27 protein-coding genes, 1 tRNA gene and 2 rRNA genes are annotated in these 17,504 nt (G+C 28.9%); 3 read left to right on the forward strand and 27 right to left on the reverse strand.

Features of this window, described 5'->3' with window-relative positions; translation table 11 throughout:
- Window positions 1-19 precede the first annotated feature (19 nt).
- Window positions 20-283: a DUF493 family protein YbeD gene (gene ybeD, locus AB4W67_RS02400; RefSeq protein WP_367682443.1), complete on the forward strand. Its 264-nt coding sequence runs from the start codon at window positions 20-22 to the stop codon at window positions 281-283.
- Between the two features lie 95 nt (window positions 284-378).
- Here ybeD and cspE read toward each other — a convergent pair whose 3' ends face one another.
- The 7 genes from cspE to AB4W67_RS02435 form a co-directional block, all read right to left on the reverse strand.
- Complete coding sequence (gene cspE / locus AB4W67_RS02405) at window positions 379-588, reverse strand: transcription antiterminator/RNA stability regulator CspE (protein ID WP_009874442.1); 210 nt, start codon at window positions 586-588, stop codon at window positions 379-381.
- A gap of 264 nt (window positions 589-852) precedes the next feature.
- Window positions 853-968, reverse strand: a 5S ribosomal RNA gene (gene rrf / locus AB4W67_RS02410).
- 105 nt (window positions 969-1,073) lie between these two features.
- Window positions 1,074-3,992: ribosomal RNA gene (locus AB4W67_RS02415) — 23S ribosomal RNA — on the reverse strand.
- Window positions 3,993-4,144: 152 nt separating this feature from the next.
- Window positions 4,145-4,216, reverse strand: a tRNA-Glu gene (locus AB4W67_RS02420).
- A gap of 96 nt (window positions 4,217-4,312) precedes the next feature.
- Entirely contained in the window at window positions 4,313-5,140 is an 828-nt protein-coding gene (gene aroE / locus AB4W67_RS02425; protein ID WP_367682444.1) for a shikimate dehydrogenase, read from the reverse strand.
- On the reverse strand, window positions 5,133-5,705 hold the full coding sequence (locus AB4W67_RS02430) for a Sua5/YciO/YrdC/YwlC family protein (RefSeq protein WP_367682445.1): 573 nt from the start codon (window positions 5,703-5,705) through the stop codon (window positions 5,133-5,135). Before AB4W67_RS02430 ends, aroE begins: the two co-directional genes overlap by 8 nt.
- Window positions 5,706-5,755: 50 nt before the next feature.
- The gene (locus AB4W67_RS02435) at window positions 5,756-6,229 is read right to left on the reverse strand and encodes a DUF494 family protein (RefSeq protein ID WP_367682446.1); all 474 of its coding nucleotides are present in this window, start codon (window positions 6,227-6,229) and stop codon (window positions 5,756-5,758) included.
- Window positions 6,230-6,440: 211 nt separating this feature from the next.
- Here AB4W67_RS02435 and def point away from each other — a divergent pair, with 211 nt between their 5' ends.
- Both def and fmt read left to right on the forward strand, forming a co-directional pair.
- Entirely contained in the window at window positions 6,441-6,962 is a 522-nt protein-coding gene (gene def / locus AB4W67_RS02440; protein WP_367682447.1) for a peptide deformylase, read from the forward strand.
- Window position 6,963: 1 nt separating this feature from the next.
- Entirely contained in the window at window positions 6,964-7,911 is a 948-nt protein-coding gene (gene fmt / locus AB4W67_RS02445; protein WP_367682448.1) for a methionyl-tRNA formyltransferase, read from the forward strand.
- Window positions 7,912-7,983: 72 nt separating this feature from the next.
- On the opposite strand, the gene rplQ is transcribed toward fmt, so the two are convergent.
- From rplQ to rplP, 20 genes are all read right to left on the reverse strand, one after another.
- Window positions 7,984-8,376: a 50S ribosomal protein L17 gene (gene rplQ, locus AB4W67_RS02450; RefSeq protein ID WP_367682449.1), complete on the reverse strand. Its 393-nt coding sequence runs from the start codon at window positions 8,374-8,376 to the stop codon at window positions 7,984-7,986.
- Between the two features lie 43 nt (window positions 8,377-8,419).
- On the reverse strand, window positions 8,420-9,409 hold the full coding sequence (rpoA, locus tag AB4W67_RS02455) for a DNA-directed RNA polymerase subunit alpha (RefSeq protein ID WP_367682450.1): 990 nt from the start codon (window positions 9,407-9,409) through the stop codon (window positions 8,420-8,422).
- Between the two features lie 31 nt (window positions 9,410-9,440).
- The gene (gene rpsD, locus AB4W67_RS02460; RefSeq protein ID WP_367682451.1) at window positions 9,441-10,061 is read right to left on the reverse strand and encodes a 30S ribosomal protein S4; all 621 of its coding nucleotides are present in this window, start codon (window positions 10,059-10,061) and stop codon (window positions 9,441-9,443) included.
- 29 nt (window positions 10,062-10,090) lie between these two features.
- Window positions 10,091-10,483: a 30S ribosomal protein S11 gene (gene rpsK / locus AB4W67_RS02465; RefSeq protein ID WP_367682452.1), complete on the reverse strand. Its 393-nt coding sequence runs from the start codon at window positions 10,481-10,483 to the stop codon at window positions 10,091-10,093.
- 17 nt (window positions 10,484-10,500) lie between these two features.
- Window positions 10,501-10,857, reverse strand: a complete 357-nt coding sequence (gene rpsM / locus AB4W67_RS02470) for a 30S ribosomal protein S13 (RefSeq protein WP_367682453.1) — start codon at window positions 10,855-10,857, stop codon at window positions 10,501-10,503.
- Between the two features lie 91 nt (window positions 10,858-10,948).
- Complete coding sequence (gene rpmJ, locus AB4W67_RS02475; RefSeq protein WP_367682454.1) at window positions 10,949-11,065, reverse strand: 50S ribosomal protein L36; 117 nt, start codon at window positions 11,063-11,065, stop codon at window positions 10,949-10,951.
- Window positions 11,066-11,093: 28 nt separating this feature from the next.
- Entirely contained in the window at window positions 11,094-12,413 is a 1,320-nt protein-coding gene (secY, locus tag AB4W67_RS02480) for a preprotein translocase subunit SecY (RefSeq protein ID WP_367682455.1), read from the reverse strand.
- A gap of 10 nt (window positions 12,414-12,423) precedes the next feature.
- On the reverse strand, window positions 12,424-12,858 hold the full coding sequence (gene rplO / locus AB4W67_RS02485) for a 50S ribosomal protein L15 (protein WP_367682456.1): 435 nt from the start codon (window positions 12,856-12,858) through the stop codon (window positions 12,424-12,426).
- A gap of 6 nt (window positions 12,859-12,864) precedes the next feature.
- Window positions 12,865-13,041, reverse strand: a complete 177-nt coding sequence (gene rpmD, locus AB4W67_RS02490; protein ID WP_367682457.1) for a 50S ribosomal protein L30 — start codon at window positions 13,039-13,041, stop codon at window positions 12,865-12,867.
- A gap of 15 nt (window positions 13,042-13,056) precedes the next feature.
- Window positions 13,057-13,560 (reverse strand): 30S ribosomal protein S5, encoded by a 504-nt coding sequence (rpsE, locus tag AB4W67_RS02495; RefSeq protein WP_367682458.1) that lies wholly within the window; start codon window positions 13,558-13,560, stop codon window positions 13,057-13,059.
- 11 nt (window positions 13,561-13,571) lie between these two features.
- Window positions 13,572-13,937, reverse strand: coding sequence for a 50S ribosomal protein L18 (gene rplR, locus AB4W67_RS02500; protein WP_367682459.1), 366 nt, complete (start codon window positions 13,935-13,937; stop codon window positions 13,572-13,574).
- 1 nt (window position 13,938) lies between these two features.
- Window positions 13,939-14,475, reverse strand: coding sequence for a 50S ribosomal protein L6 (gene rplF, locus AB4W67_RS02505; protein ID WP_367682460.1), 537 nt, complete (start codon window positions 14,473-14,475; stop codon window positions 13,939-13,941).
- Between the two features lie 10 nt (window positions 14,476-14,485).
- The gene (rpsH, locus tag AB4W67_RS02510; RefSeq protein WP_367682461.1) at window positions 14,486-14,875 is read right to left on the reverse strand and encodes a 30S ribosomal protein S8; all 390 of its coding nucleotides are present in this window, start codon (window positions 14,873-14,875) and stop codon (window positions 14,486-14,488) included.
- 22 nt (window positions 14,876-14,897) lie between these two features.
- Window positions 14,898-15,203: a 30S ribosomal protein S14 gene (gene rpsN / locus AB4W67_RS02515; protein WP_367682462.1), complete on the reverse strand. Its 306-nt coding sequence runs from the start codon at window positions 15,201-15,203 to the stop codon at window positions 14,898-14,900.
- A gap of 18 nt (window positions 15,204-15,221) precedes the next feature.
- On the reverse strand, window positions 15,222-15,761 hold the full coding sequence (gene rplE, locus AB4W67_RS02520; protein WP_367682463.1) for a 50S ribosomal protein L5: 540 nt from the start codon (window positions 15,759-15,761) through the stop codon (window positions 15,222-15,224).
- Window positions 15,762-15,789: 28 nt separating this feature from the next.
- Entirely contained in the window at window positions 15,790-16,101 is a 312-nt protein-coding gene (rplX, locus tag AB4W67_RS02525; protein WP_367682464.1) for a 50S ribosomal protein L24, read from the reverse strand.
- A gap of 39 nt (window positions 16,102-16,140) precedes the next feature.
- Window positions 16,141-16,509, reverse strand: coding sequence for a 50S ribosomal protein L14 (gene rplN, locus AB4W67_RS02530; RefSeq protein WP_367682465.1), 369 nt, complete (start codon window positions 16,507-16,509; stop codon window positions 16,141-16,143).
- A 131-nt stretch (window positions 16,510-16,640) separates the two neighbouring features.
- On the reverse strand, window positions 16,641-16,892 hold the full coding sequence (gene rpsQ / locus AB4W67_RS02535) for a 30S ribosomal protein S17 (protein WP_367682466.1): 252 nt from the start codon (window positions 16,890-16,892) through the stop codon (window positions 16,641-16,643).
- Window positions 16,892-17,089: a 50S ribosomal protein L29 gene (gene rpmC / locus AB4W67_RS02540; RefSeq protein WP_367682467.1), complete on the reverse strand. Its 198-nt coding sequence runs from the start codon at window positions 17,087-17,089 to the stop codon at window positions 16,892-16,894. Before rpmC ends, rpsQ begins: the two co-directional genes overlap by 1 nt.
- Entirely contained in the window at window positions 17,089-17,499 is a 411-nt protein-coding gene (gene rplP / locus AB4W67_RS02545) for a 50S ribosomal protein L16 (protein WP_367682468.1), read from the reverse strand. The genes rpmC and rplP overlap by 1 nt, the downstream gene beginning before the upstream one ends.
- Between the last annotated feature and the right edge of the window lie 5 nt (window positions 17,500-17,504).

Genomic DNA, 17,504 nt, shown 5'->3' on the forward strand with positions numbered 1-17,504 from the left:
AATAAACCAGGATTAATTAATGAAGACAAAATTAAGAGAAATGTTAAAATTCCCTTGTTTTTTTACTTATAAGATTATTGGTCTTTCTAAACCTGAGCTTATTGATCAAATAATAAAAGTTATTCAAATTCAAATTCCTGGAGATTATATACCTCAAATAAAATCTAGCAGTAGAGGAAATTATATTTCTATTTCAATTACAATATGTGCTAAAAATTTTAAACAAATCGAAAAATTATACTATGATATCAGTCAAATAAATATGGTAAGAATAGTATTATAAAAAAATAATTTTTTTGCATATAGTACAGCTCGATAAAGAGCCGTACTAAAAAAGATATTTATTTTATTATTTTTTAAATCTAAAAAATAAATAATCTATAAACTAATCACATTAGCAGCAGATGGTCCCTTTGCTCCTTCAGTAATTTCAAACTCAACACTTTGACCTTCTGCTAAAGTTTTAAATCCGTTACTTTGTATAGCTGAAAAGTGAACAAAAACATCTTTACTTCCGTCTTCTGGAGTAATAAAACCAAAACCTTTAGACTCATTAAACCACTTAACATTACCTTTAATCTTGGACATCTATATTACCTTCACATAAAAATATACTAAATTAAAAAACGAACTAAACTAAAACAATTATAAATGATTTTTATAATAAAAACAAAAAATCAAAAATAATATAAAATTCTTAATAGATTAACATGTAAATCTATTGTTATCCAGAAAGTATATATTAAAAAAATATTTTTTTATAATATTTATTACTCTTTAATAATTTATATAAAAAAATCATTTACTTCAAATATAAAAAAACCCGAAAAAATTTTTCGGGTTTTTTTTATTACCTGGAATATACCTACTCTCACACAGGGAAACCCCGTACTACCATCGGCGATATAACGTTTCACTTCTGAGTTCGGGATGGTTTCAGGTGGTACCATTACACTATTTTTACCAGGTATTATATTTTTTATTATTATAATATATATATATATTAATACAACAATAAATTCAGTAAAACAAGCTTTTTATTAAATTTATTTAAAAAACACCTCTGGTGTTGTAAGGTCAAGCCTCTCGGGTCATTAGTACTAGTTAGCTCAACACATTGCTGTGCTTACACATCTAGCCTATCAACGTTGTAGTCTTCAACGTCCCTTCAGTAAACATTTCTGTTTCAGGGAAGATTAATCTTGGGGCAAGTTTCGTGCTTATATGCATTCAGCACTTATCTTTCCCGCATATAGCTACCGGGCAATGCCATTGGCATGACAACCCGAACACCAGTGATGCGTCCACTTCGGTCCTCTCGTACTAGAAGCAGCCCCCCTCAATCTTCCAACGCCCACGGCAGATAGGGACCGAACTGTCTCACGACGTTCTAAACCCAGCTCGCGTACCACTTTAAATGGCGAACAGCCATACCCTTGGGACCTGCTTCAGCCCCAGGATGTGATGAGCCGACATCGAGGTGCCAAACACCGCCGTCGATATGAACTCTTGGGCGGTATCAGCCTGTTATCCCCGGAGTACCTTTTATCCGTTGAGCGATGGCCCTTCCATACAGAACCACCGGATCACTAAGACCTGCTTTCGCACCTGCTCGCATTATCATGCTCACAGTCAAACTGGCTTATGCCTTTACACTAAACTCACGATGTCCGACCGTGATTAGCCAATCTTCGTACTCCTCCGTTACTCTTTAGGAGGAGACCGCCCCAGTCAAACTACCCACCAGACACTGTCTCTATACCGGATTACGGTACTAGGTTAGAATACCGAATTCTAAAGGGTGGTATTTCAAGTGCAGCTCCATTAAAACTAGCGTTTTAACTTCATAGCCTCCCACCTATCCTACACATTAAAATTCAGAATTCAGTGTCAAGCTATAGTAAAGGTTCACGGGGTCTTTCCGTCTTGCCGCGGGTATACTGCATCTTCACAGCAATTTCAATTTCACTGAGTCCCAGGTGGAGACAGCCTGGCCATCATTACGCCATTCGTGCAGGTCGGAACTTACCCGACAAGGAATTTCGCTACCTTAGGACCGTTATAGTTACGGCCGCCGTTTACCGGGGCTTCATTCCAGAGCTTCAAGTCTCCTTTAACCCTTTCGATTAACCTTCCGGCACCGGGCAGGCGTCACACCGTATACTTCCACTTTCGTGTTTGCACAGTGCTGTGTTTTTAATAAACAGTTGCAGCCAGCTGGTATCTTCGACTAGCTTTAGCTCAGGAAGTAAAATCCCATCACTTAAACTAGCGTGCCTTCTCCCGAAGTTACGGCACTATTTTGCCTAGTTCCTTCACCTGGGTTCTCTCAAGCGCCTTAGTATTCTCTACCTAACCACCTGTGTCGGTTTTGGGTACGATTTAGATTTATCTGAAGCTTAGAGGCTTTTCTTGGAAGTATGGTATTAGTTACTTCATCACCGTAATGATTCGTCATCATGCCTCAGATTAAAGATAACCGGATTTGCCTAATTATCATACCTACACATTTAAACCAGGATAAACCGTCACCTGGATAACCTAACCTTCTCCGTCCCCCCTTCGCAATAAAACTAAGCACAGGAATATTAACCTGTTTCCCATCGACTACGCTTTTCAGCCTCGCCTTAGGGGTCGGCTCACCCTGCCCCGATTAACGTTGGACAGGAAACCTTGGTTTTTCGGCGAGCAGGTTTTTCACCTGCTTTATCGTTACTCATGTCAGCATTCGCACTTCTGATACCTCCAATATATTTTACAATATATCTTCTACAGCTTACAGAACGCTCCCCTACCCAACAAAAAAATTAATTTTTAGCTGCCGCAGCTTCGGTATATAGTTTGAGCCCCGTTAAATCTTCCGCGCAGGCCGACTTGACCAGTGAGCTATTACGCTTTCTTTAAATGATGGCTGCTTCTAAGCCAACATCCTGGCTGTTTATGCCTTCCCACATCGTTTCCCACTTAACTATAATTTTGGGACCTTAGCTGGCGGTCTGGGTTGTTTCCCTCTCCACAACGAACGTTAGCACCCGCTGTGTGTCTCCCGTGATAACATTCTACGGTATTCGGAGTTTGCATCGGATTGGTAAGTCGGGATGACCCCCTAACCGAAACAGTGCTCTACCCCCGAAGATGAATTCACGAGGCGCTACCTAAATAGCTTTCGGGGAGAACCAGCTATCTCCCGGTTTGATTGGCCTTTCACCCCTAACCACAGGTCATCCGCTGATTTTTCAACATCAGTCGGTTCGGTCCTCCAGTTAGTTTTACCCAACCTTCAACCTGCCCATGGCTAGATCACCGGGTTTCGGGTCTGTACCCTGCAACTTAACGCCTATTTAGGACTCGGTTTCCCTTCGGCTCCCTTATTCAGTTAACCTTGCTACAGAGCACAAGTCGCTGACCCATTATACAAAAGGTACGCAGTCACATTTAAATATTTCCAAATGCTTCCACTGCTTGTACGTATACGGTTTCAGGTTCTATTTCACTCCCCTAGCCGGGGTTCTTTTCGCCTTTCCCTTACGGTACTAGTTCACTATCGGTCAGTCAGGAGTATTTAGCCTTGGAGGATGGTCCCCCCATATTCAAACAGGATTTCTCGTGTCCCGCTCTACTTTTCGAACTCACAATATATTTCATTTCGTATACTGGGCTATCACCATATATTGCTGACTTTTCCAAAATCATTCTACTATAAAATATATTGATTATAGTTCTGGGCTTTTCCCCTTTCGCTCGCCACTACTTAGGGAATCTCGGTTGATTTCTTTTCCTCAAGGTACTTAGATGTTTCAGTTCCCTTGGTTTGCTTTATTAATTTATTTGATTCAATTAATAATGATACAAAAAATGTATCGGGTTTCCCCATTCGGATACCGACGGCTATAACGCTTCATATCAGCTTACCGACGCTTTTCGCAGATTAGCACGTCCTTCATCGCCTCTGACTGCCAAGGCATTCACCATATACGCTTATTTGCTTAACCTTACAACCCACAGGTGTTTTTTAATAAAAATGCTTGTTTTCCGAATTTTTAAAGAGCTTTGATGTAAAATTTTTTAAAGATTTTTTTAAGGATATAAGGATAACATAATAATTTAAATTAGTATATACTTAATTTTAAAAAATATCTTATTTCGTCCCCTAGGGGATTTGAACCCCTGTTGCCGCCGTGAAAGGGCGATGTCCTAACCTCTAGACGAAGGGGACTTTTTTAATTTAAAAAATAATATTTATTATAATAATAAATAATACAGATCAAAAAAAAAGTCAAGTATTTTTTATATAAATAAAATATATAAAAAATTATTTTTTATTTAAAATATTAATAATATAATCTGTTTTAGGTAATATATTATGCCAATTTAAAAAAGAATAAGCAGCTTGAAAAACTAACATTCCAGTACCGTCAGAAATATATTTACTTCCTAACCTTATACAATAATCAATAAAATATGTATTTTTAGAACTATAATTCATATCGTAAAAAAAAGTTTTAGAAGAAAATAAATGAATTGGAATCTCACTATTAAATTGAATATTTCTAGAAACTCCATTAATAACTAAATCAAAAAAACTATCTTTTAAATCACTTTTTTTAAATACTTGAATATTACCATATTGATTAAATTGGTTAACTAATTTTAAAGCATTTGAAAAAGTTCTATTTAAAATATAAACTTTACATCCTAATGATAAAATTGGTAATAAAACTCCTTTTACTGCACCTCCAGCACCTAATATTAATACAGAAAAATTTTTTTTTATAAATTTTAATCTATTTAAATCAGATAACAAACCAATCCCATCAGTATTATCCCCTAAAATACATGAATCATTTAATTTTTTTAATGTATTAACAGATTGAGCAATTTTAGCTCTCTTAGTCAATTTATTAGAAAAAAAATATGCTTCCTTCTTAAATGGAGATGTAACATTGGCCCCTTTAATATTATTTTTAAAAAAATTTGATACTATTAAAGAAAATTTATTTAATGGAATATTAATTGCCTTATAAATATGAAAAATTTCTGTTTGTTTTGAAAAATAATCATGAATTTTAGGTGATTGACTATGATTAACAGGATTTCCAAATAAAGCATAATTAAAATTTTTAATTTGATCTTTATACATAACGAATTAATTTTCCATCAATAATATTAATTATCTTAGAAGGATTTTTTTCATTTCCTATTTTTCCATTAAGTAATGGAAATTTTTCACCAAAATTTTTCAAAACATCCCTTTTTGTACGACATGGAGGCATATTTGAAAAATTTGCACTTGTAGATATTAATGGTTTTCCAAAAATATTACATAATTTAATAATACTAAAATGATTACTAATACGAACTGCTATAGTATTAAACCGACCAGTCAACCAATACGGTACTAGAGGATTAGATGGTAATAAAAAAGTAACTGGACCTGGCCATAATTTAAACATAATTTTTTTTTGATTAATTGATATTTTTGTTTCATCAATATATTTTTTTATTTGTTTGTAGTTAGAAGATACTAATATAAAACCTTTCTCTATGCTTCTTTTTTTTAGAATTAATAAATTTCTAACAGCTTTTTTACTATCTGGATCGCAACCTAATCCAAACATTGATTCTGTAGGATAGGCAATTACTTTTTTGGAATATAAATGTTGTATACAAGAAATTAATGAATTCAAGTGAAAATTTTTACTCATACAGTAATTCCCTAAGAAATATTATTTATTTTTTTATTTAATATATAATTTTAATGTATAATTTCTGTTTTAAAATTAAATAATAAATTCTCAAGTTTTTTATATACAACTTCATATCCTGGAACATTAAATAATATAATTAAAATAATCCATTTTAAATCTTCAAGATTTAATTCAGTATCTTCTAAAGCCATAATTTTTTCAATTAACATTTCACGTATATCTAATGTTAATATCTCTAATTGCTCTAGAAAAAGCATAAAACCACGACAATCAACATTAAATTTTAATAATTCTTCTGGATCATATATTCGTGTTGAAATTTGATCTGAAGCTAAATTAATAGGAGAAATACTATTTTTTTTATAACAAGATAAATTCTTTAGCCAAAGTAAAGCATTATAAATATCTTTTTTTTGAAAACCAATATTTGATAAATCATTTGTAAGACTTTCATAATTAATAGATATTTCTGATTTGTTATGAACATAAGTTTCAAATAAATATATTAATATTTCAAACATTATATCCTCAATTATACATTATAAATTTAAATATTTAATAATATATTCTTTCTTACTTTATATATATAAAAAATTCTATATATAAAATGAACAATATATTTTTTATTTAAAATTATTAAAACTATAATCTTTTTTAAGAAAAAATTTCTAAAAAATACTAAAAAAGTTTATACTATAAAATTAAATAATTTTATAATAATATAACAAATATATGTCTGTTTTAAAAATATTACAATATCCAGATTCAAGATTAAAAATTATTGCAAAACCCATTAATAAAATTACAAAAGAAATAAAAAAAATATCATATGATATGTTAGATACTATGTATAAAAAAGAAGGAATTGGATTAGCTGCTACACAAGTTAACATTCCATTACAAATTATAGTTGTAAGAAGTAATAATAATAATAAAAAACCATATTTAATACTTATTAATCCTGAAATCATTGAAAAAAAAGGTAATATTAGTATTGAAGAAGGATGCCTATCTATTCCAGAATATCGTGCATTTATACCACGTTCAAAATACATTAAAGTAAAAGCTATAAATTTATATGGAAATTTAATAGAAATAGAAGCTAAATCAATATTATCCGTTTGTATACAACACGAAATCGATCATTTAAAAGGAAAATTATTTATAGATTATTTATCATTATTAAAACAAGAAAGAATTAAGAAAAAAATTAGAAAAATAAATAAAAAAATTATGTTAAAGGATAAAAACTAATTTGAAAAAATTAAAAATTATTTTTGCCGGAACAGCAAATTTTTCTGAAAAACATTTATCTGCATTAATAAAATATAATTATAATATAATAGCTGTAATTACTCAACCAGATCGACCATTTGGAAGGGGTCAAAAAATCATTTTTTCTCCTGTGAAACAATTAGCTATAAAAAATAATCTTCCAGTTTTACAACCATTAAATTTAAATAATGAAAAATTTTACAAAATTATATTAAATTTTCAAGCAGATATTATGATAGTTGTTGCATATGGAAAAATAATACCTCAAATAATATTATCTATATTTAAAAAAGGATGTATTAATGTACACGCTTCTTTACTACCTAGATGGAGAGGTCCAACACCAATACAATCCGCAATTCTATTTGGAGATAAAAAAACTGGAATTAGTGTAATTAAGATGAATGATAAAGTTGATTCTGGTGATATTATAACTTCAAATGAATGTGAAATAAAAATCACTGATACAACAAAAAAATTATCTAATAAATTGTCAAAACTCGGTATTCAAACATTATTAGATGCATTATATAAAATAGATAATAATATAGATTCATCAAAAAAACAAAATGAACAATATGCTACTTTTTCAAAAAAAATTTTAAAAAAAGAAGCATTATTAAATTCAAATAAAAATGCTAAATTTTTAGAAAGATTGATACGTGCGTTTAATCCTTGGCCAATATGTTATTTTGTTTTAAATAATATACATATTAAAGTTTGGCAAGCAAGTATAATAAAAAATGGACCTTGCAAAAATACAACAGGTAGAATTATTTCTATTAATAAAAAAGGAATTCAAATAGAAACCAAACAAGATATTTTAAATATTGAAAAAATACAATTTCCTGGAAAAAATATTTTAAATATTCAACAAATAATCACTTCAAATAAAAATAATTTTAAAATTGGAAAAATATTATTTTAATAATATTATAATTTTTATAAGCAAACGGCTAATCCGTTTGCTATGAAATAATTTTATTTTATCTAAAAACTATTAATTTCTAATATTATCTTTTTTTGTATTTTTTTTAACACGATCAACTAATTCAATATAAGCCATAGGAGCTTTATCACCAGAACGAAAACCACATTTTAAAATACGTGTATAACCACCACATCTTTTATAAAACATAGGACCTAAATTTTTAAATAATTTAGTTACAACTTCATTATTTCTAGTTTTTGCAAATAATATTCTTCTTCTTGAAACACTATCTATTTTTGAAAATGTAATCATAGGTTCAACAATTCGACGAAGCTCTTTTGCTTTAGATAATGTAGTTTTTATAATTTCATTAAGAAAAAAAGAACACGCCATATTTTTGAATATAGCATTACGATGACTACTATTACAATTTAATTTACGGCCTATTTTACGATGTCGCATAATTTTACCTATGTAATAAAATATATTATTTCATTAAATAAAGTTATTCTTCTAAAATATTTGAGGGAGGCCATTTTTCTAATTTCATCCCAAGAGATAAATTTCTAGAAGCTAATATATCTTTAATTTCAGTTAATGATTTTTTACCTAAATTAGGAGTTTTTAAAAGTTCTACTTCAGTTTTTTGTACTAAATCACCTATATAATGTATAGATTCAGCTTTTAAACAATTAGCTGATCGAACAGTTAGTTCTAAATCATCTACAGGACGTAATAAAATAGGTTCAAATTCAGGTTTTTCTTCTTTTATTTCAGGCTCTTTTACATCTCTTAAATCAACAAACGCTTCTAACTGTTCTGATAAAATAGTAGCTGCACGTCTTATAGCTTCTTCAGGATCAATTGTACCATTAGTTTTCATTTCAATAATGAGTTTATCTAAATCAGTTCTTTGTTCCACCCTTGCAGCTTCAACATTATAAACAATACGATCTATAGGACTATAACATGCATCAACTAATAAACAACCAATTGGTCTTGATTCTTCTTCTGAATGTACCCGAGCGGAAGCTGGAATATAACCTCTTCCACGCTGTACTTTAATTTTCATTTTAATTGAAGCATGATGATCTGTTAAATGACAAATTACATGGTTTGGTTTTATAATTTCAACATCATTATCATGTATAATATCTGATGCAGTCACACAACTAATACCTGATTTATTAATAGTCATATAAACTTCATCTTTTTTATGTAATTTAACTGCTAAATCTTTTAAATTTAGTAAAATTTCTAAAATATCTTCTTGAACTCCTTCTTTAGTACTATATTCATGTAGAACACCATCGATTTCAACTTCAGTAACTGCACATCCTGGCATAGAAGATAGCAAAATTCTACGTAATGCATTTCCAAGTGTGTGCCCAAATCCTCGTTCTAAAGGCTCTAATGTTACTTTAGTATGAGTTGGAGTGATTTGTTCAATATCAACTAAACGTGGTTTTAAAAAATCTATAATAGAATTCTGCATAATCAACCTATATATCTAGTAAAAAAACTTATTACTTAGAATAAAGTTCTACAATTAAATGCTCATTAATTTCTGCAGATAAATCTGAACGTTCAGGAAATCTTTTAAAAATACCTTCCATTTTATCAGTATTTACCTCAATCCAAATTGGTTTTTCTCGTTGTTCAGTTAACTCTAAAGCTGCTTTAATTCGAGATTGATTTTTAGATTTTTCCCTGATAGATATTCGATCGTTAGGGGATACTTGATATGATCCAATGTTAACAATATGATCGTTAACTTTAACAGATTTATGACTTATTAGTTGTCTCGCTTCAGAACGAGTGCATCCAAAACCAATTCGATAAACAACATTATCAAGTCTTCTTTCTAAAATTTTTAATAAATTTTCTCCAGTATTACCTTTTAAACGAGAAGCTTTTTTATAATATATTCTAAATTGCTTCTCTAAAATACCATAAAGACGACGTACTTTTTGTTTTTCACGTAATTGAATAGCATAATCGGATAGTCTAGGTTTACGTGTACCATGTTGTCCAGGAGGATGTTCTAACTTGCACTTTGATTCTATTGAACGAAATCCAGATTTTAAAAATAAATCAGTACCTTCACGTCGACTTAATTTTAATTTTGGACCTAAGTATTTTGCCATTTTATTCTCCTAATAATCTATAAAAAAAATTAAACACGACGTTTTTTAGGCGGACGACAACCATTATGAGGTATAGGTGTAACATCAGTAATATTTGTAATACGAAATCCAGCTGCATTTAATGCTCTAATAGTTGATTCTCTTCCAGGACCAGGTCCTTTTACCATAACTTCTAAATTTTTTATACCATAACCTTTAACCATTTTTGCACAACGTTCAGCAGCAACTTGTGCTGCAAAAGGAGTGGATTTTCGAGATCCTCTAAATCCAGAACCTCCAGATGTAGCCCAACCTAGAGAGTTTCCTTGTCGATCAGTAATAGTCACAATTGTATTATTAAATGAAGCATGAATATGTGCTATTCCATCGTTTATTTGTTTTTTTATACGTTTTTTTGTTTTAACAACTGAATTTTTTACCATAATTTAAATTACCTGAATTATTTTTTTATTGCCTTTCTAGGGCCTTTGCAAGTACGAGCATTCGTTTTAGTTCTTTGTCCTCGAACAGGAAGATGTTTTCGATGACGTGTACCTCGATAGCAATTAAGATCAATTAAACGTTTAATATTTAAAGTTTTTTCTCTTCTTAAGTCACCTTCAACAATATATTTAGAAATATTTTCTCTTAAAAGTTCAATATCTGATTCTTTTAAATCAATAACTTTTATAGTCTCTGAAATCTTTGAATTCATACAAATAATTTTAGAACGCTTTTTACCAATACCGTATATTTTTGTTAATGCAATTAAAATATGTTTATTCTCAGGAATATTAATACCAGCAATACGAGCCATCTTATATAATCCTTTAATTTTATAAAACTAATTAATATATTAAAATTTTTAAAATATAAAATATTTTTTATTTTAAATATTTTATTTTAATTTAACCTTGACGTTGTTTATGTTTAGGATCATTTTTACAAATAACTCTTACAACATTATTACGTCGTATAATTTTACAATTTCTACAAAGTATTTTAACAGAAGCTTTAACTTTCATTAAACATGTCCTTTTTTATTAAAAAAATTTAATTTAATTTAGATTTTTTTAATATAGATTCATATTGACTAGACATTATTAAAGTCTGTACTTGTGCAATAAAATCTATAATTACAACAACTACAATTAATAATGAAGTCCCACCAAAATAAAATGATACATTCATCGCACTTCTCATAAATTCTGGTATTAAACAAATAAATGTGATATATAATGAACCAAATAATGTCAATCTCAGCATTATCTTATCAATATATTTAGCTGTTTGCTCTCCTGGTCTGATTCCAGAAATAAAAGCTCCAGATTTTTTTAAATTATCAGCTGTTTCACGAGGATTAAATACTAGTCCAGTATAAAAAAAACAAAAAAAGATAATAGATACAATATATAAAAATAAATATAATGGTTGATTAGGTTGAAAATAAATTGAAATAGTTTTTAAAAAACCACATTTTTTATCTATTCCAAACCAGGATATAATAGTTGCAGGAAACAAAACAATACTAGAAGCAAAAATTGCAGGTATTACACCAGACATGTTTACTTTAAGAGGTAAATGAGTGCTTTGTGTAGAATAAATACGACGACCTTTTTGACGTTGAGCATAATGAACAATAATTTTTCTCTGACTACGTTCAATAAAAACAACTAAAAAAACAACTAAAAAAATTAATATTAAAATACAAAAAAATAAAAATAAATGTAAATACCCTTGTCTAGTTTGCTCAATTGTATGTACAATAGCAGATGGAAGACCAGCAATTATACCTGTAAAAATTATTATAGAAATTCCATTTCCAATTCCACATTCTGTAATTAATTCTCCTAACCACATTAAAAACATAGTGCCAGTTACTAATATTATAATAGAAGTAAAATAAAAATAAAAATCTACATGAATAATAATAGGACGTACACTAGATATACTAGATAAACTTGTAATAATTCCAAATGATTGGAAAAATGATAAAATTAATGTTGCATATCTTGTGTATTGATTAATTTTATATCTACCTGTTTCTCCTTCTTTTTTAATTTCAGATAAAAAAGGAATAACCAGAGTTAATAATTGAACAATAATAGATGCTGATATATATGGCATAATACCTAAAGCAAAAATAGATGCACGATTAAGAGCACCACCAGAAAACATATTAAACATTTCAAAAATAGTACCTTTTTGATTATTTAATATCTTAGATAAAATTGTAGTATCAATTCCAGGTATAGGTATAAAAGAACCAATACGAAAAATTACTAATGCAATTATTAAAAAAATAATTCTATTTTTTAACTCAATAATACTATTTTTAGAATTTTTAAAATTTATTCCTAATTTGCTAATCATTATTTACTAATTATCCTTCAATTTTACCACCATTGTTTTCAATTATTAAACGAGCACCTCGAGTAACACGTAAACCACGTAATATTAAAGGTTTTTTTACCTCTCCTGAGAGAATAATTTTAACAAATTTAATATTTTTATTAATAATATTTTTTTCTTTCAAAATTATTAAATCAATTATATTTGTATCAAGTTTTGAAATTTGAGATAATCTTACTTCTTTAGTGATATTTTTTTTTCTGGAATTAAATCCAAATTTAGGAAGTCTTCTATATAAAGGCATTTGACCACCTTCAAAACCACGACGTATATGACTACCAGATCTAGATTTTTGCCCTTTATGCCCTCTACCTGCAGTTTTTCCAAAACCAGAACCAATCCCTCGACCTAATCGTTTTTTAATTTTTTTAGATCCAATTGATGGAGATAAAGTATTTAAATACATGCATTTTTACTCCTGTATTTTTAAAATATAAGATATTTTTTTAATCATACCTCTAATTGATGGAGTATCTTGCAGGGTAACAGTATGACCAATATACCTTAATCCTAATCCAAATAACGTTTTTTTATGAATAGGAATTCTACCTATTATACTTTTAATCTGAGTAATCTTAATAGTTTTCATAAATTCATATCTACCTTATTTATATATCTCTTTAATAGTCTTATTTCTTTTAGCTGCTACTATTTCAGGAGATTTCATATTAATTAAACCATGCATAGTTGCACGAACAACATTAATAGGATTAGTTGAACCATATGTTTTAGCCAATACATTATGTATACCAGCGACTTCTAAAACTGCTCGCATAGCGCCTCCAGCAATAATCCCAGTTCCATCTGATGCTGGCTTCATAAATATATTAGAACCAGTATGAGATCCTTTAAGAGGATGCTGTAAAGTTCTATTAATTAATGGTATACTAATCATATTACGTCTTGCTTTTTCCATTGCTTTTTGAATAGCAGCTGGTACTTCACGAGCTTTTCCATATCCAAAACCAACACGTCCATTTCCATTTCCAACAACTGTTAAAGCAGTAAACGAAAAAACCCGACCGCCTTTAACTGTTTTAGAAACACGATTTACTGTAATTAACTTTTCTTGTAATTCACCACTATTTTTTTTATCAATATTAACCATTTTTTTATACCTTAAAACGTTAATCCAAAATTTCTAGCAGAATCTGCTAATTCTTTTATACGTCCATGATATTTAAACCCAGAACGATCAAAAGAAACATTTGAAATACCACAAGATAATGATCGCTTTGCAATAATTTTACCGATAGTTTTTGCAGCTTCTTTATTTCCCGTATATTTTAAATTAGATTTAATTTTTCTTTCTAAAGTTGAAGCATAAGCTAAAACTTTTGATTCAGAAGAAATAATTTGAGCATATATATGACGTGAAGTACGATGAACAACTAAACGCGTAACACCTAATGATTTCATTTTGCAACGTGTTTTTTTTAATCGACGTATACGTGCATTTATCTTAAAATTTTTAGAAATAATCATTTTACTTTTTTTTAGCCTCTTTTACACGTATATTCTCATTAAAGTATCGAATACCTTTACCTTTATATGGTTCTGGCTTTCGATAAGATCTTAAATTAGATGCAACTTGACCAACTAATTGTTTATCTATTCCTTTTATAATAATCTCTGTAGAAGATGGGTTTTCTGCTTCAATATCAGGAGGCAAAGAATAAATAACTGAATGAGAATATCCTATTGACATACTAATAATATTATCTTTTTTTATTGATACACGGTACCCTACTCCAGAAAATTGTAATTTTTTACTAAATTTCTTCGAAACCCCTATTATCATTGAATAAACTAGTGCTCTAGATGTTCCAGCTTGCGCCCAACCATCAGAAAATCCTAAACGTGCTTTAAAAGTAATTTGTTTATTTAAAAGTATCATCTCAACTGAAGGATGAATTATACGTGAAAGATGACCATATTTTCCTTGAATAGATATTAATTGTTCTTTTAATATAATTTGAATATCTTCAGGAATAGAAATTGGACGCTTAGCAATACGAGACATTTTTCCTCCTTTAAGCTATATAACATATAACTTCACCACCAAAACCAAGTTTTCGAGCAGTTTGATCTGTCATGATGCCATATGAAGTAGAGATTATAGCTATTCCTAATCCAGCCATAACTTTTGGTAAATTATTCTTATTTTTATATACACGTAAACTTGGTCGACTAACTCTTTTAATCATTTCTATTACAGGTTTACCTTTAAAATATTTTAAAACAATTTCTACTTCTAATTTATTTTTACTTTTTATGTAATCAGTAATATAACCTTCTTTTTTTAATAATTTTATTATAGAATTTTTTAATTTAGAAGCAGGTAACTTAACAGAATATTTATTAGCTGACTGTCCATTTCTAATACGTGTTAACATATCAGATATTGGATCTTGCATACTCATTTTTATATCTCCTAAATAATTTTTACCAACTAGCTTTTTTTAAACCAGGAATTTCACCTTTCATTGCAGCTTCTCTAACTTTAATACGACTAAGACCAAATTTTCGTAAAAAAGCATATGGACGACCTGTTTGACGACATCTATTTCTTTGTCGAGATGGGCTTGAATCACGAGGGAATCGCTGTAATTTCAGTACAGCATTCCAACGTTCTTCTTCGGATAAATTAATATTTTTTATAATATTTTTTAATGCTTTACGTTGAGCATAAAATTTATTAGATAATTTTATACGTTTTAATTCACGTGCTTTCATAGATTGTTTAGCCATTAAATAACCTTATTTATACTATTTTCGAAAAGGAAAATTAAACGAAGATAATAACAAATAACCTTCTTCATTAGATTTAGCAGTAGTGGTAATAGTAATATCTAAACCACGAATACGATCGATTTTATCATAATCAATTTCAGGGAAAATAATTTGTTCACGTATACCTAAACTATAATTTCCTTGACCATCAAAAGAATTAATTGATAAACCTCTAAAATCTCGAATACGAGGAATTGAAATAAAAATTAAACGTTCAAAAAAATCCCATTTTCTTTTACCACGTAAAGTTACCTTGCAACCAATCGGATAACCTTTTCTAATTTTAAATCCAGCCACAGATTTTCTTGCTTTAGTAATAATTGGTTTTTGCCCAGATATCAAAGTTAAATCTAATACAGCATTTTCTAAAACTTTTTTATCTGAAGAAGCTGAACCAACACCCATATTTAAAGTAATTTTATCAATTCTAGGAACTTGCATAACAGAATTATAATTTAATTTAAGCATGAGTTTTTTAACTATTTCTTTTTGATAATAACTATATAATGCAGTCATTAATTACTCCAAAATCTATTAACTATATCTAAACCGTTTTTCCATTTGATTTAAAAAAACGAACTTTTTTACCTTTTTCAAATTTAAAACCAATACGATCTAATTTTTTAGATTCAGGATTTAAAATAGCAATATTTGAAATATGTATAGGAGCTTCTTTTTTTAGAATACCACCACTTTTATTTTGAGAAGGGATAGGTTTTTGATGTTTTTTCACTAAATTTAAACCTTCAATAATCACTTTATCATGAGAGACAAAGTTTTTAATAATACCTTTTTTTCCTTTTTCTTTTCCTGTTAAAATAACTACTTGATCATTTTGACGAAATTTTAATGTCATTATATGTATTCCTTGTATTATCATTAATTTATCTAAATATCATAATACTTCAGGCGCTAATGAAATAATTTTCATAAATTTATCATTTCTTAATTCTCGAGTTACAGGTCCAAAAATACGTGTTCCAATAGGTTGTTCATTATTATTTAAAATAACACAAGAGTTATTATCAAATCGAATAACAGAACCGTCTGATCTTCTTACTCCTTTTTTAGTTCTAACAATTACAGCTTTTAATACTTCTCCTTTTTTTACCTTTCCTCTAGGTATTGCTTCCTTTACTGTAATTTTAATTATATCACCGATTTTAGCATAACGAATTCTCGATCCGCCTAATACTTTTATACACATAGCTGAACGTGCACCAGAATTATCAGCTACATTTAAAATTGTTTGTTCTTGAATCATATTTATAAAATTCCAAATAAAAAATATATTTAAATATTAACTTTAATATTAACTAAAAAAATAAATAAAATTAATAATTTTAATAATTAAAAACATGAACAGACATAAGTTTGATCATGTTTTAACATGTTTTAAAAAATATTCTTTTTAACAATACGAAATAAAATCCAGGATTTAGTTTTAGAAATAGGTTTAGATTCTTTAATATCTATTAAATCACCTACAGAACATTCATTATTTTTATCATGAATGTTTAACTTTGTTGTTTTTTTAATAAATTTTTTATAAATTTTATGTTTAACAAAACGTTCAATTAAAACAATAGCTGATTTTTGCATTTTATTGCTAATTACACGACCTTGCAAAATACGAATTTTTTCCATTATTTAAAGCGACCTTTTTCAGATAAAATTGTTTTTACTTGTGCGATATTACGTCTTACTTGTCGTAATAAATGCGATTGCTTTAATTTCCCAGAAGCAGATTGCATACGCAAATTAAATTGTTCTCGTAATAATTGTATAAGTTCTATATGTAAATCATTTGAATTCTTTTCACGAAGTTTTAATAATACCTTCATTACATCACCATTTTAGTTACAAAAGTAGTTCTTATAGGTAATTTTGCTGAAGCTAATTTAAATGCAATACGACATTCCTCTTCAGATATACCATCTAATTCATAGAGAACTTTACCTGGTTGAACTAGAGCGACCCAATATTCAACATTACCTTTTCCTTTTCCCATTCTAACTTCTAATGGTTTTTGTGTAATGGGTTTATCAGGAAAAATACGTATCCAAACTTTTCCTTGTCTTTTTATATAACGTGTTATAGTTCTACGTGCAGATTCAATTTGTCTTGCTGTTAAACGTCCTCGATCCACTGCTTTTAAACCAAAAATACCAAAATTAATATTACTACCAATTGCGAGCCCACGATTTCGACCTTTATGCATTTTTCGAAATTTAGTGCGTTTTGGTTGCAACATAAGAA

It is taken from the genome of Buchnera aphidicola (Protaphis terricola), from assembly GCF_964059145.1.
Lineage (GTDB): Bacteria > Pseudomonadota > Gammaproteobacteria > Enterobacterales > Enterobacteriaceae > Buchnera > Buchnera aphidicola_BP.